Annotated in this window: 17 protein-coding genes; all 17 read right to left on the minus strand. The window is 64.0% G+C overall.

Annotation, left to right across the window (positions count from 1 at the left end):
• Positions 1 to 51: 51 nt before the first annotated feature.
• Positions 52 to 747 (minus strand): DUF799 domain-containing protein, encoded by a 696-nt coding sequence (locus tag OU995_RS03250; protein ID WP_267833941.1) that lies wholly within the window; start codon positions 745 to 747, stop codon positions 52 to 54.
• A 26-nt stretch (positions 748 to 773) separates the two neighbouring features.
• A complete protein-coding gene (locus OU995_RS03255; protein ID WP_267833942.1) occupies positions 774 to 1,235 on the minus strand; it encodes a DUF4810 domain-containing protein in 462 nt (153 codons plus the stop codon).
• Positions 1,236 to 1,245: 10 nt separating this feature from the next.
• Positions 1,246 to 1,926 carry a CsgG/HfaB family protein gene (locus OU995_RS03260; protein ID WP_267833943.1) on the minus strand — a complete coding sequence of 227 codons (681 nt, stop codon included), beginning with the start codon at positions 1,924 to 1,926 and terminating at the stop codon, positions 1,246 to 1,248.
• A 267-nt stretch (positions 1,927 to 2,193) separates the two neighbouring features.
• Positions 2,194 to 2,622, minus strand: coding sequence for a F0F1 ATP synthase subunit epsilon (locus OU995_RS03265; RefSeq protein WP_267833944.1), 429 nt, complete (start codon positions 2,620 to 2,622; stop codon positions 2,194 to 2,196).
• Positions 2,623 to 2,805: 183 nt separating this feature from the next.
• The gene (atpD, locus tag OU995_RS03270; protein WP_058933484.1) at positions 2,806 to 4,218 is read right to left on the minus strand and encodes a F0F1 ATP synthase subunit beta; all 1,413 of its coding nucleotides are present in this window, start codon (positions 4,216 to 4,218) and stop codon (positions 2,806 to 2,808) included.
• A 51-nt stretch (positions 4,219 to 4,269) separates the two neighbouring features.
• The gene (gene atpG, locus OU995_RS03275; protein ID WP_267833945.1) at positions 4,270 to 5,145 is read right to left on the minus strand and encodes a F0F1 ATP synthase subunit gamma; all 876 of its coding nucleotides are present in this window, start codon (positions 5,143 to 5,145) and stop codon (positions 4,270 to 4,272) included.
• A 154-nt stretch (positions 5,146 to 5,299) separates the two neighbouring features.
• Positions 5,300 to 6,853 (minus strand): F0F1 ATP synthase subunit alpha, encoded by a 1,554-nt coding sequence (gene atpA, locus OU995_RS03280; protein WP_267833946.1) that lies wholly within the window; start codon positions 6,851 to 6,853, stop codon positions 5,300 to 5,302.
• Between the two features lie 91 nt (positions 6,854 to 6,944).
• A complete protein-coding gene (locus OU995_RS03285) occupies positions 6,945 to 7,478 on the minus strand; it encodes a F0F1 ATP synthase subunit delta (protein WP_267833947.1) in 534 nt (177 codons plus the stop codon).
• Between the two features lie 2 nt (positions 7,479 to 7,480).
• A complete protein-coding gene (locus tag OU995_RS03290) occupies positions 7,481 to 7,951 on the minus strand; it encodes a F0F1 ATP synthase subunit B (RefSeq protein ID WP_267833948.1) in 471 nt (156 codons plus the stop codon).
• A 37-nt stretch (positions 7,952 to 7,988) separates the two neighbouring features.
• On the minus strand, positions 7,989 to 8,237 hold the full coding sequence (atpE, locus tag OU995_RS03295) for a F0F1 ATP synthase subunit C (RefSeq protein ID WP_058933479.1): 249 nt from the start codon (positions 8,235 to 8,237) through the stop codon (positions 7,989 to 7,991).
• A gap of 83 nt (positions 8,238 to 8,320) precedes the next feature.
• Positions 8,321 to 9,199 (minus strand): F0F1 ATP synthase subunit A, encoded by an 879-nt coding sequence (gene atpB, locus OU995_RS03300; protein ID WP_267833952.1) that lies wholly within the window; start codon positions 9,197 to 9,199, stop codon positions 8,321 to 8,323.
• 16 nt (positions 9,200 to 9,215) lie between these two features.
• Complete coding sequence (locus OU995_RS03305; protein WP_267833953.1) at positions 9,216 to 9,725, minus strand: ATP synthase subunit I; 510 nt, start codon at positions 9,723 to 9,725, stop codon at positions 9,216 to 9,218.
• 390 nt (positions 9,726 to 10,115) lie between these two features.
• Positions 10,116 to 11,054 carry an SMP-30/gluconolactonase/LRE family protein gene (locus OU995_RS03310; protein ID WP_267833954.1) on the minus strand — a complete coding sequence of 313 codons (939 nt, stop codon included), beginning with the start codon at positions 11,052 to 11,054 and terminating at the stop codon, positions 10,116 to 10,118.
• Between the two features lie 85 nt (positions 11,055 to 11,139).
• Positions 11,140 to 11,631 carry a GNAT family N-acetyltransferase gene (locus tag OU995_RS03315; RefSeq protein ID WP_267833955.1) on the minus strand — a complete coding sequence of 164 codons (492 nt, stop codon included), beginning with the start codon at positions 11,629 to 11,631 and terminating at the stop codon, positions 11,140 to 11,142.
• Between the two features lie 93 nt (positions 11,632 to 11,724).
• Positions 11,725 to 12,372: a glutathione S-transferase family protein gene (locus tag OU995_RS03320; protein ID WP_267833957.1), complete on the minus strand. Its 648-nt coding sequence runs from the start codon at positions 12,370 to 12,372 to the stop codon at positions 11,725 to 11,727.
• A gap of 7 nt (positions 12,373 to 12,379) precedes the next feature.
• A complete protein-coding gene (locus tag OU995_RS03325) occupies positions 12,380 to 12,979 on the minus strand; it encodes a VOC family protein (RefSeq protein WP_267833959.1) in 600 nt (199 codons plus the stop codon).
• Between the two features lie 4 nt (positions 12,980 to 12,983).
• Positions 12,984 to 13,826 (minus strand): PhzF family phenazine biosynthesis protein, encoded by an 843-nt coding sequence (locus OU995_RS03330; RefSeq protein WP_267833960.1) that lies wholly within the window; start codon positions 13,824 to 13,826, stop codon positions 12,984 to 12,986.
• Positions 13,827 to 13,828: the final 2 nt, after the last annotated feature.

Here is a 13,828-nt window from a genome sequence, read left to right on the forward strand (position 1 = left end):
CACAAATAAAAAACCCACCGGAGCCCGGTGGGTTTGCGGCCGGTTGAGGGCTTATTTTCGTTCAGTCACCGGCTTGCGGGGACCCGGCAGCACACCATTGGTCGCCCGGTCGCTCAGCAGACGCTCGCTGGCAATGCCGGCCACCTGATAGCTACGGTCGTTCAGGCTGTTGGCGATCTGTTCGACCAGCGCCTTCACCAGCAGCGCCAAGACACCTGAGTTGTTGTTGTTGTTCTCCTCAGCCGTGGACGCGCTGGCCCGGCCGTCCCAGAGCTGCGTGCCGGTGCGCAGGTCCACCAGACGGGCTTCGATCTCCACCACCGCCTCGGCGCTCACCACTTTGTAGGTGGAGCCGTAACGCTTGACGGTGACGTAGAGCCCCGCATCCGCGCCGAAGATGTCGCGCAGCTTGGCCCGGTCAATCGACTGTGCGTCCACGGCGTTGTCGATGCCGTTGGTGCGCAGCGTCTCATCCACCAGTGAAACCGGCAGCACGTAATAGCCGGATTCCGCCAGCGGCAGGGTCAGCGTGGACAGCACCGCATACGACGCGCCCACGTCCGGTGTGTCATTCACCGGAGGGAGGATCAGCACCGACGCCGGCTTGGCGGCCTTGAAGGCGGTGTAGTCGTAGGGCGTGGCCTCATGGTGGGCGCAGGCGGTGAGTGCAGCCAGCACGGCGGCCGCGCCACCCAGGCGCAGCCCACGGCGGAGTGCGGGAGACAGGAAACGTTGGGTCAGGGTCATGGCGGGGGGCTCCTGATGCGCCGGGCTCATCGGGCACCGGCCGCAGGAGCGGTAACGGTGGCTGCAGGGGGGGGGGCAGTGGCGGAGGCTGCCGCGCCAGGCTGGGTGGCGGCACTGCGCTTCTTCAGCAGCAGATCCACATACGCCGCCGACTCGGGGAACAGCGCACGCTCGGCTTCCAGATGCGCACGGGCGGCGTTGTCATTGCCAACCTTGGCATACAGCAGCGCCAGATGGCCGTGCAGGCCCGGAGGCGAGGCCTCGTTGGCCGCCTTGTTTTTCACCAGTTGGGCTTCCAGCTTGTTGATCTGTTCGCCAGCGTTGGCGCCCGAGGCCTTGAAGTACTCGTACAGATTGGACTGGTAGCCGTTCCACTGATAGAGCGGCTTGGGCGGCTGGGCGCAGGCGGTGAAAAGTCCACACAGGGCGGCCACCACAAACATGGCTCCGCGACGGCCAGTCGCCTGGCCGGTGAATGCTGATGTCATTGCGGGGTCCTTAGCGAGCCTGCGGCTTCCAGGCGCCGCTGTCCACGCCTTGCACCAGGTTGTTCACGGCTTCACGGATGGCCAGGTCCAGCACCTTGCCGTTGAGCGTGGCGTCATAGCTGGCGGTACCCCCAAAGCCGACGACTTCACGGGTGGAGAGCGTGTACTCACCAGCGCCTTGCACTGAATACACCACCTCGGAGGTCTGGCTGTTGACCACGTTCAGCGTGACCTTGGCATAAGCCACCTGGGTCTTGCCGCGGCCCAGCACGCCGAAGAGCTGCTGGTCACCAACTTCTTTGCGGCCAAATTCAGTCACCGCGCCGGTCACCAGGAAATCAGCACCCTTGATGTTCAGTGCGCCGGCCTTGAACTTGGCTTCCTGCTGGGCTTCTTCGAGGTTGTCGCGGTCCAGGACATTAAAGCGGTTGGTCTGCTGCAGATGCGCCACCAGGATCGACTTGGACTGGCTGCCCAGGCGGTCCACTGCGTCCGCGAACATGCCGCGCATGTAGCTGGAGCGGTTGTCGAACTTGCCCACAGCGATGGGGGCGCGGGGGCCTTGATAAGCGGCCGGTGCGGACGTGGGTCGCGGCACGTCGATGGTGCGCGATTGTTCGGTGGCACAGGCAGACAGTGCGGCAACGGCCAGGGCAAGGGTGGCGCGACGCGTCCAGATGGTCTTCAACATGAAACTCCCTCAAATACGGCAATGACCTCCAGGATGGAGGCGGGCGGCGCAGCAGCTTCAGCATGCATCAAGGATGCTGGCTGACGCCCCGCGTGGGAACTGTACCGTTGCGCCACGAACTCTATCGCGCGGCCGGTAAATTCATTGACCGGCTACATGTGAACCAGTGCATGAAAAACGGCAGGGCCACGCAAGACGTGGCACCTGCCGTTGGAGGTGCGGCCGACCGTGGTCGTCACCACAGTGGCGCCGGGAGCCGGTGACGGCTCAGCGCTTGCCGCGGAATTTCCGCAGCGCGGCGATTTGCGCGGCCATGGCCGCGAATTCGCTTTGTGCCTTGGCGAAGTCGATATCGCTCTTGGCGTCTTTCATGGCGTCCTCGGCGGCCTTCTTGGCGGCTTCGGCGCGGGCCTCGTCCAGGTCTTTACCGCGGATGGCGGTATCGGCCAGCACGGTGACCATGTCGGGCTGCACTTCCAGCAGGCCGCCGGCCACGAAGACGAATTCTTCTTCGTTGGTATCGGCGCGCTGGATGCGCACGGCGCCCGGCTTGATGCGGGTGATCAGCGGGGTGTGCTTGGGCAGGATGCCCAGCTCACCGCCCTCGCCCGGGAGCGCCACGAACTTGGCCTCGCCCGAGAAGATCTGCTCTTCTGCCGAGACCACATTCACGTGGATCGTTGCTTGGCTTGCCATAAGGTTTCCAATCTATAAGTCCCCGGTGCGCCCCCAAACGTCGGCGCAGCCGAGTCCCAGAGCGTGCCCACCGAGGGAAAAAGATTCAGAAAGCAAGCAGACGGTGCGAGGGTTAGGCGCTGCGCGGAGCCGGACTGGTGTCCGGCGAGCACAGCAACGACGCCCTCGCGCCGTATGCGCCGCTTACTGGATCTTTTTCGCTTTTTCGAAGGCTTCGTCGATGGTCCCGACCATGTAGAACGCCTGCTCCGGCAGGTGATCGCACTCGCCGTTGACGATCATCTTGAAGCCGCGGATGGTTTCCTTCAGGGGCACGTACTTGCCGGGTGCGCCGGTGAACACTTCGGCCACGTGGAACGGCTGCGACAGGAAGCGCTGGATCTTCCGGGCGCGAGCCACGGCCAGCTTGTCTTCCGGCGACAGTTCGTCCATGCCCAGGATGGCGATGATGTCGCGCAGTTCCTTGTAGCGCTGCAGCACGGACTGCACGGCACGGGTGGTGCTGTAGTGCTCTTCGCCGATCACGTTCGGGTCGATCTGACGCGAGGTCGAGTCCAGCGGGTCCACAGCGGGGTAGATCCCCAGCGAAGCGATGTCACGCGACAGCACGACGGTGGCGTCCAAGTGGGCGAAGGTCGTGGCAGGCGACGGGTCGGTCAAGTCATCGGCAGGCACGTACACGGCCTGGATGGAGGTGATCGAACCGACCTTGGTGGACGTGATCCGCTCTTGCAGACGGCCCATTTCTTCTGCCAGCGTCGGCTGATAGCCCACGGCGGAAGGCATACGGCCCAGCAGTGCGGACACTTCAGTACCGGCCAGGGTGTAGCGGTAGATGTTGTCCACGAAGAACAGCACGTCACGGCCTTCGTCACGGAAGGCTTCGGCCATGGTCAGACCGGTCAGTGCCACGCGCAGACGGTTGCCTGGAGGCTCGTTCATCTGGCCGTACACCATGGCGACCTTCGACTTGCTCAGGTCCTCCTGGTTCACCACGCCAGCGTCCGACATTTCATGATAGAAGTCGTTGCCCTCGCGGGTACGCTCGCCCACACCAGCAAACACCGACAGACCCGAGTGAGCCTTGGCGATGTTGTTGATCAGCTCCATCATGTTCACGGTCTTGCCCACGCCGGCGCCACCGAACAGACCCACCTTGCCGCCCTTGGCGAACGGGCAGATCAGGTCGATCACCTTGATGCCGGTTTCCAGCAGCTCTTGCGACGGGCTCAGCTCGTCGTAGGCCGGGGCCTTGCGGTGGATGGCCGCCGTCTGAGCGTTGGACACATCGCCGCGCTCGTCGATCGGGTTGCCCAGCACGTCCATGATGCGGCCCAGGGTGGCCTGGCCCACCGGGACCTTGATCATGTCGCCGGTGTTGTAGACCTCGGTTCCGCGGCGCAGGCCGTCGGAAGAACCCAGGGCAATGGTACGGACCACGCCGTCGCCCAGCTGCTGCTGCACTTCCAGCGTCAGGGCCGAGCCTTCCATCTTGAGGGCGTCGAACACCTTCGGCATCTGGTCACGCGGGAACTCCACGTCCACCACGGCGCCGATGCACTGAACGATCTTGCCCACCGATTGAGTGTTAGCCATTTCTTCGTTCCTTCAATTCAAATCTATGCGTTGCCTGCGCGCTTGCGCCGGTCAACCGCTGATGGCGGCGGCGCCGCTGACGATTTCCGACAGTTCCTTCGTGATCGCGGCCTGGCGGGTCTTGTTGTAGACCAGCTTCAGCTCACCAATCAGGGTGCCGGCATTGTCGGTAGCGGCCTTCATGGCCACCATGCGGGCCGATTGCTCGGACGCCATGTTCTCGGCCACGGCCTGATAGACCAGGGCTTCGGTGTAGCGCACCAGCAGCTCGTTGATGACCGTCGGGGCGTCCGGCTCGTAGAGGTAGTCCCATGCGTGACCGGCGGCATCCGTCTCCAGCGACTCGGGGCTCAGGGGCAGCAACTGCAGCACCACCGGCTCCTGCTTCATCGTGTTGACGAAGCGCGTGTAGCAGAGATAGACCGCCGACAGCTTGCCTTCCGCGTAAGCGTCCAGCAGCGTCTTCACCGGGCCGACGAGGCGCTCCAGCTGCGGGGCGTCGCCCAGCTGCGTGGCATGCGCAACGACCTTGGCGCCGATGCGGTTCATGAAACCAAGACCCTTGTTGCCGATCGCGACCACTTCTGACTTCTGGCCAGCCGCCTCAAGCTCCTTCAGCTTGTTGGTGGTGGCGCGAAGCAGGTTGGTGTTGAGACCGCCGCACAGGCCCTTGTCAGTCGTGACCACCACGAAGCCCGCCGTCTTGGCGTCCGGGTTCGCCACCATGAACGGGTGACGGTACTCCGGATTGGCCTTGGACAGGTTGGCCGCAATATTGCCGACCTTCTCGGCATACGGACGGGCCGCACGCATCCGGTCCTGCGCCTTGCGCATTTTCGAAGCGGCGACCATTTCCATGGCCTTGGTGATCTTCTTGGTGTTTTCGACCGACTTGATCTTGCCGCGAATTTCCTTGCCTGCTGCCATGATTTCTCCTTTCAGTTCCCCGACAAGGCCGCATTGCTACGGCTGGAGCGCCCAGCGCTCCCCTTGAGACGGTGCCCCTGGGGCTGGCGAGGCCAGGCCCGGAGGGACACCCCCTGGCAGGGGAGGTGCGAAGCGCGTCGGGGGTGGGTCATGTTCAGGCGAAAGACTTCTTGAAGGAAGTGATCGCTGCGTTCAGTTCGGCTTCCGCGTCCTTGTCCATGGCCTTCGTGTCTTCCAGCTTCTGCAGCAGGGCGGCATGAGAGGTCTTCAGGAACTGGTGCAGACCGTGTTCGAACGCCAGGACCTTCTTGACTTCGATGTCGTCCATGAAGCCCTTGTTGGCGGCGTACAGCGACGCGCCCATCAGGCTGATGGACAGCGGCGAGTACTGGGCCTGCTTCAGCAGTTCGGTCACGCGGGCACCACGGTCCAGCTGCTTGCGGGTCGCGGCGTCCAGGTCCGACGCGAACTGGGCAAAAGCGGCCAGTTCACGGTACTGGGCCAGGTCGGTACGGATACCGCCGGACAGCGACTTGATCAGCTTGGTCTGGGCAGCGCCACCGACGCGCGACACCGAAATACCGGCGTTAATCGCGGGGCGGATACCCGCGTTGAACAGGTTGGTTTCCAGGAAGATCTGGCCGTCGGTGATCGAGATCACGTTGGTCGGCACAAAAGCGGACACGTCACCCGCCTGGGTTTCAATGATCGGCAGTGCCGTCAGCGAACCCGTCTTGCCCTTGACCTCACCCTTGGTGAAGGCTTCCACGTAGTCGGCGTTCACGCGGGCTGCGCGTTCCAGCAGGCGGCTGTGGAGATAGAACACGTCGCCGGGGAAGGCTTCGCGGCCCGGAGGACGACGCAGCAGCAGCGACACCTGGCGATAAGCCACGGCCTGCTTGGACAGATCGTCATAAACGATCAGGGCGTCCTGGCCACGGTCACGGAAGTATTCGCCCATCGTGCAGCCGGAGTAGGCCGACACGTATTGCATGGCGGCGGATTCCGAAGCCGAAGCGGCCACCACGATGGTGTATTCCATCGCGCCAGCTTGTTCCAGAGCGCGCACCACGTTCTTGATCGACGAAGCCTTCTGGCCGATCGCAACGTAGACGCAGGTCATGTTCTGACCCTTCTGGTTGATGATCGCGTCGATGGCCACGGCGGTCTTGCCGGTCTGGCGGTCGCCGATGATCAGCTCGCGCTGGCCACGGCCGACGGGCACCATCGAGTCGATGGACTTCAGACCGGTCTGCACCGGCTGGTCCACGGACTGACGGGCGATCACGCCCGGAGCGACCTTTTCGATCACGTCCGTCATCTTGGCGTTGATCGGGCCCTTGCCGTCGATCGGCTGGCCCAGGGCGTTCACCACACGGCCAATCAGTTCGGGGCCGACCGGCACTTCGAGAATGCGGCCCGTGCACTTCACGGTGTCGCCTTCACTGATGTGCTCGTAGGCACCCAGAATCACGGCACCCACGGAGTCGCGCTCAAGGTTCAGCGCCAGGCCGAAGGTCTGGCTGCCGTCAGCGGCAGCCGGGAACTCCAGCATTTCGCCTTGCATCACGTCGGACAGGCCGTGCACGCGCACGATGCCGTCCGACACGGACACCACGGTGCCCTGGTTGCGGACGTCGGTCGAAGCGCCCAGGCCTTCGATGCGGCTCTTGATGAGTTCGGAAATTTCAGCAGGATTCAGTTGCATTGCTTGCTCCCATCGGCATCCTGCCGAAGCAGGACACCAGGGTGAATCGGGGGGATCTTGGCAGTCGGGCTGTCCGTCTGAGGCCGGAGCCTCAGGCGGTCAGCGCCACTTTCATGCGTTCCAGACGGGCCTTCACCGAGGTGTCCAGCACCTCGTCGCCGACCACCACTCGGATACCGCCGATCAGGCCAGGCTCCAGCTCAACGTGGGCTTGCAGCTTGCGACCGAAACGCTTCTCCAGCATCCCCACCACATCGGCCAGCTGCGCTGGTTCGATGGGGTAGGCGCTGTAGATGTGCGCATCGGCCACGCCGGCAGCCGCGTTGGCCAGTTCGTGGAACTGCTGGACCATCGCCGGCAGCGCCGCCAGACGGCCGTTGGCGATGACTTCGCGCACGAAGTTCTGCACGCCCGGGAGCAGTGTCAGCTTCGCGGCCGAAGCCATCACCTGGTAGACCTGGTCGGGACTGACCTTGGGGTCCTCGGCGAACTGGCGCAGGGCGCCGTCCTGGGCGACCAGGGCCAGCGCGGAGAGTTGCTCCTGCCAAGCCTTGGTGTCCTGTTGAGAGGCCACCTGGTACAGCGCCTCGGCGTAGGGACGGGCAATGGTTGCGAGTTCAGCCATGATTACAGCTCCGTCTTCAGACGGTTCAGCAATTCGGCATGCACGCTGGCATTGACCTCGCGCTGCAGGATCTGTTCAGCACCCTTGACGGCCAGTGCAGCCACCTGCTCGCGCAGGGCCTCACGGGCACGCACCGACTGCTGTTCGGCTTCCGCCTTGGCAGCAGCGATGATCTTGGCAGCTTCGTCTTCCGCGCGCTTCTTCGCCTCTTCCACGATGCTGGCGCCGCGCTTTTCAGCGTCGGACAGCAGCTTGGTGGTTTCGGTGCGAGTCTGGGCCAGTTGCTCGTCGACCTTCTTGTTGGCCGAGGCCAGTTCGGCCTTGGCCTGGTCTGCGGCAGCGAGGCCGGCGCGGATCTTGTCCGCACGCTCGTCCAAGGCCTTCACGATCGGCGGCCAAATGAACCGCATCGTGACGAACACGAGGATGAAGAACGGGATCCACTGAATGAACAGGCTAGCGTTGATATTCACGGCACGATCCTTTCAGTCGTGAAAGGTTCGAGGGGAATTAGCGCAGAACGAACGGATTGGCGAAGGCGAACAGCAGAGCGATAGCAACGCCGATCAGGAAGGCGGCGTCGATCAGGCCGGCCAGAATGAACATCTTGGTTTGCAGTTCGTTCATCAGCTCGGGTTGACGAGCCGACGACTCCAGGAACTTGCCGCCCATCAGCGCGATGCCGATGGAAGCGCCGATCGCGCCCAGACCAACGATGATGCCGCAAGCCAGAGCGACCAGACCGAGGATGTTTTCCATGTTTTGCTCCTGAGAGAGTTAGTTTGAAAGAAAAAGGAAAGGGAACTGAGAGAACTTCGAAATGAGCTGCCGGGTCCGCCGGATCAGTGCGCGTCGTGCGCCTGACCCAGGTAGATCAGCGTCAGCATCATGAAAATGAAGGCCTGCAGCGTGATCACGAGGATGTGGAACAGCGTCCAGACCGTGCCAGCGAGAACGTGGCCGATGGCCAGTCCGATGCCGGTGCCGGTCAGGGCCCAACCGCCGCCCATCAGGGCGATCAGCATGAACACGAGTTCGCCGGCAAACATGTTGCCGAACAGTCGCATGCCATGAGACACCGTCTTGGCGATGAACTCGATGATCTGCATGGCGAAGTTGAAGGGGTAGAGGGCCCAGTGATCACCGAACGGGGCGGCGATCAGCTCATGGCCCCAGCCACCCAGGCCCTTGATCTTGATGCTGTAGAAGAAGCACAGCAGCAGGATCAAGGTGGACATGCCCAGCGTGGTGGACAGGTCGGCGGTCGGCACCACCCGCAGGTAGGCATGGTGCGCATCATGGCCGGTGGAGGCGACATAACCGGTCCAGGCGGACGGCAGCGCGTCCACCGGCAGCATGTCCATGGCATTCATGAAGAAGATCCAAACGAACACGGTCAGCGCCAGCGGGCCGATGAAGGCACGGCTCTTTTCGTTGTGGATGAGGGACTTGGCCTGGTTGTCGACCATCTCGACCAGGATTTCGACCGCAGCCTGGAAGCGGCCCGGCACCCCGGCATGGGCCTTGCGTGCGGCCAACCACAGGAGGAACAACGCCGCGAGGCCAAGGACCGAGGTGAAGAGAAGCGAATCGAAATTGAAGACGCTGAAATCGACCGGGCCCACCTGCTTCGCGTTTTCGAACGAGAAGTTCTTTTGCCAGTGCTGCAAGTGGTGGGTGATGTATTCACCCGAAGTCGGCGCGTGTCCTTCTGCTGCCATGGTTGCTTTTCCGTCGCTATTTTCTGATTCGACCCTGCCGAAGCAAGGCCAGCCAATTTGCCTTCAGGCACACCACCAGGGCTGTCAGCAGGGCTGGCCAGCTCAAGGCGGGGTACCGCAAGACGACCGCCACCAACATGGCGACCGCCAACAACATTTTGATCAGCTCCCACACCATGAACGAAAGCACCGCAGTGCCCGGATTCATGGCAGGACGCCGTGTGGTTCCCCACGCCATCAAGGCGCTGGGCACCACGACCGAGGCGGCACCCCAAAGTGCCGACCAGGCCTTGCTGCCTTGCTGGGTCAACAACCCCCACAAAGCCACCGCCACCAGGCCCGCCACCACCTGCCAGCCCAGGATCACCCAGGGCGACAAGACGGGAAGCCGCGCCCGAAGGGCCGCCGCTTCTTCCGCAGAGAGGGGCTTGAAAGCCTGTTCGCCGTCCGCATCTTCATCAGCTTGGAAGCCTGGGGGCAGATCGCTACCCCGCCGACTTCCACTGCTGCCCACACCGCTTCTCATCCGCTATCCGTTCGATCCACGTTCAGTACACATTCGCTAAGCATTTGAACGCGTCATTTGAACGCGTCATTTGAACGCAACTTGTACGAACCACTCGAACGCACCATTCGAACGCACCACTTGCACGAACGACTTGTACGAGCCACCTGTACGAACCACCTGTACGAGCCACTCGAATGAATCGCGTCCGACGGCCAGCAACTGACTCGGCGCATCCGGCAAATCCGCGAGATTATATGTGGTTTGTCCTTACGGCCCCTTAACAGAGCAAGCCATGCGTCATCGCGCACCAACTTGACAGGGCGTGCGATCCGCGACTAGGGGTGCTGGGTGATGCTGGGTGATGCGGGGTGATGCTGCCCAGGGGCGCAGGGCCGCCCTCGGCAGCCTTCAGTCCAGCCGCGCGAAGTGCACCGGCAGGCCCGCCACCGGTACACGCAGCTTCAGCACACAGCCCGCCCAGGGCTGAGCGGCCAACTCCTCGGTGCTGCGCTTTTCTCGTGCAGTGGTCACAAAGATTGTGCGCAGGTCTGCACCGCCAAAGGTCGGCATGGTGGCGCAACGCACTGGCAGCTCGATGGTCTGCAGCCGCTCGCCCGAAGGAGAAAAGCGCAACAACTGCTGCCCTTCCATCATGGCGATCCAATAGCAGCCCTCCACATCCACAGCGGCACCGTCGGGCCGGCCGCCGTAAGTCGAGAGCGGCTGGCCTTCGGCCCGCACCGGGAAACTCAGAAAAGGGCGACGTTCGCCCAGGCTGCCGGTTTTTTGATCGAAGTCGAACTGATAAACCTCATGGGCCTTGGTGTCGGCCCAATACATCGTGCCGCCGTCCGGACTCCAGGCGAGTCCATTGGACGAGGTGATGCCGTCCTGCATCACTTCGAAGCGGCCATTGCGCCAGCAGTACAGCGCGGAATGCGGCTGCCGGGCATCGTCGATGGTGCCCACCCAGAGCCGGCCTTGCGCGTCGGCCTTGCCGTCATTGAAGCGGCGTTGGGTGGCGTCATACGGAGCATCGGCCAACTGCATATACGCGCCGCCGTCCGGGTCGAAGCGCCACAGGCCGTTGCGTTGCGCAATCAGCAGCCCGCCGGACTCCAGCGGCGCGATGCAGCCCGGCTCGCTGTTCAGGTCCCAGCGTTGCGGCGCCGCATCACCTTCCGACCAGCGGAACAGCGCATGCCCTGGAATGTCCAGGTAATACAGCCGCTGCTCACGCGGATGCCAGAACGGCGACTCCCCCAGCAGCGCCGGCGTCAGCGAAGCCGGTTCAATCTGGACAGCGCCCGAGGCGGGCAACGAGGAGGATGCGTGGGAGGTGACCATGCCGCGATGCTAAGGCGGAAACCGCGCGAAACCGGCGCGCGCGCACGAAATCACTGCGCGGTCCCAGATCCGGAGGTCACCGGGCTCAGTCCAGCTCCACCTTCAGGTAGTGCGCGCCGGCAATCGGGTTGTAGTAGTACGGGGGAATCTCGGTGAAACCGAGGCTTTCATAGAGGTCGCGAGCCGCCTCCATGTCATCCAGCGTGTCCAGCAGCATGTTGGAGTAGCCCGCCGAGGTGGCGCGGTCGATCAGCGCATGGGCCAGTGTGCGGCCCAGGCCAAAGCGCCTGAAGGCGGGCCGCACATACAGCCGCTTCATTTCACAGGCGTTGGCATAGTCGCTGTCCGCCAGCGGACGAAAGCCGCCGCAACCAGCCACCTGGCCGTCGACCAGGGCCAGCAGCAGCGTGCCTTGCGGCTCGGCATACTCACCAGGCAGCGAGCGCAGTTCCTCATCGAAGTGCTGGAAGTCCAGATCGATGTTGAGGCTCTGGCCGTACTCGTGAAGGATCTGCCGGGCCTGCTCCCACATTGCAGGAGAGTCCGGACAGAGGATGGCGATCTCAGGAGTGTCCACGGCTTTAGTTTATCCAGGCCTGGGCGATCGCGGCATGATTGACCTCTCTAGGCGACAGATGCGCCGCGATCACAGCGGATGGCCGCTGCTGCCTCAGGGCCCGGCGTCGCGCCCATGCTGGACAAAACCGGTCCGGTCGCACAGGCGCTGGTAATACGCCTCCACCGCAGGCAAGTCGGCATGCTCGATGGGCGCCGCCCGCCAGCGGTGGGTGGCCAGGCCCAGCACCACATCGGCCAGGGTGAAGTCCGCCCCCAGCACCCAGGGCCCGCCACTGCGCTGCAACTGGCCTTCCAGAATCCCCATGTGGCGATTCCAGCTGGCCACGCCCGCCGCCTGCTGAGCCGCATCCTGGTGCGCGGGGCTCTGGCGGACCAGCCCCATGAAGGCATAACGCCAGCTGTTGTTCAGCTCACCGGCCTGCCAGTCCATCCACATCTCCACCTGTGCGCGGCGTTGCGGGTCGGCCGGCAGCAGATCGGTCCGATGTTCCCGCATCGCGAGATAGCGGCAGATGGCATTGCTTTCCCACATGGAGAAAGCCGAGGCCGGGCCCGGGCCCCCGCCTTCCACCAGCACCGGCATCATCTGATTCGGGTTGAGCTGGCGAAACGCGTCGCTGCTCACATCCACATCCTCGCGCTTGAGCGGCAGGTCCAGCTCCACGCCGGTCCACAGCACCTTGCGGACGTTGATGGAGCCAGCGCGTCCCAGCACGCAAATCGGAAGCTCACGTGCCATGCGGCCCTCAGTCGAGCGTGGCTTCGATGGCGCTCAAGGCCACCTCGCCCTTGGGGGTGGAGAGCGTCGCACTCAGGCCGTCACGCGCCTCAAAGGTCTGCAACTGCACACCGCTGTCGGGCAGCTTGTCGGTGGGATGGCCGGTGCCGCTCCATTCAATCGGCGTCGGCAGCCCCTCCTTGCGCAGGCGGCGGCCGTCTTCCCGCAGCGCCAGGCGCCAGCGCATGTCGCCGCGCGAGCCTTCCACCGGCTGGCCGGCGTCCACCCCTTCGCCTTGCCAATACGCCAGTGCGGCCTCCAGGTTGGGCACCCGGGCCACCCAGTGCAGCAGCCCCGGGCCTTCCTTCAGCTTCGCCTGCACGGCGGGCTGGTCCAGATCGAACCAGCGGGCCCGTGCCGGCTTGGGTGCCGACGGGTCGATGGCAATGATCTCGAGATAGCAGCGCGGGTAGTTCGGGGCGCTGATGTTCAACAGCAGATTGTGCGTCCCCATCCAGGCGTGCTGACCGCCCGGTTGAGGCGAGACGCCCAGGACCTGTTCGCACCACAGGCGCCCCTCCTCCAGGGTGCTCGCGGCAATGACAAGATGATCGACTTCCATGCTCATGGTTTCACAACCTCACCTGACCGTGGACCAATGGCGTCACATCACCGCCTATCCAGCAATGCGCACCCTCCCTCGCCACATGGATTCGACCGGCACGCCCCAGGGCGGCGCCCTGGGCGGCCACATAGCAGTCAGGCGCCAGACCGGCGCCTTGAAGCCATAGTGCCAGACCTGCGTTGAGGCTGCCGGTGACCGGGTCTTCCGGCACCCCCAGCGTCGGCACAAAAGCCCTGACCTCGAATTGTTGCGGCGAACCTGGAGGATAAGCGCCAACGACGCCCAACTTCAGCCCCCGCATCACATTGAAGTCGGGGTTCAGTTGCAGTACAGCGTCCGCTGACGCCAACCGGGCGGCCATCCATCCGGGGCCGTTGTCCACCCAGACGAGGTCCAGCAAGGCGTCCGCCTCCAGATGCAGGGATTGCATCACCTGTTCCCGCAGGGCCGGTTCCTGCACCGGCCCGGAGCGGCGCAGGGGCGGGGCGGCAAAGGCCAGGCGGCCGTTCTCCCGTCGCACCCGCACCAGCCCGATGCCGCACTCCTGCACCACCTCGCCCGGCTGTTTCGGGTCACCACCACTGGCCAGCCAGGCATGGGCCGAACCCAGCGTGGGATGGCCCGCAAAAGGCAGTTCGCCACCGGGGGTGAAGATACGGACCCGGTAGTCCGCCGCCGGATCGGTGGGCGGCAGCAGGAAGGTGGTTTCGGAGAGATTGGTCCAGCGCGCAAAAGCCGCCATCTGCGACTCGCCAAGGCCGGCGCCATCCACCACCACTGCCAGCGGGTTGCCTTTCAGGGGCTCGCGGGTGAATACGTCCACCTGGACAAATCGGCGCAATTCACTCAAGG

Source organism: Roseateles sp. SL47, from assembly GCF_026625885.1.
In the GTDB taxonomy this organism is placed as follows: Bacteria; Pseudomonadota; Gammaproteobacteria; order Burkholderiales; family Burkholderiaceae_C; genus Roseateles.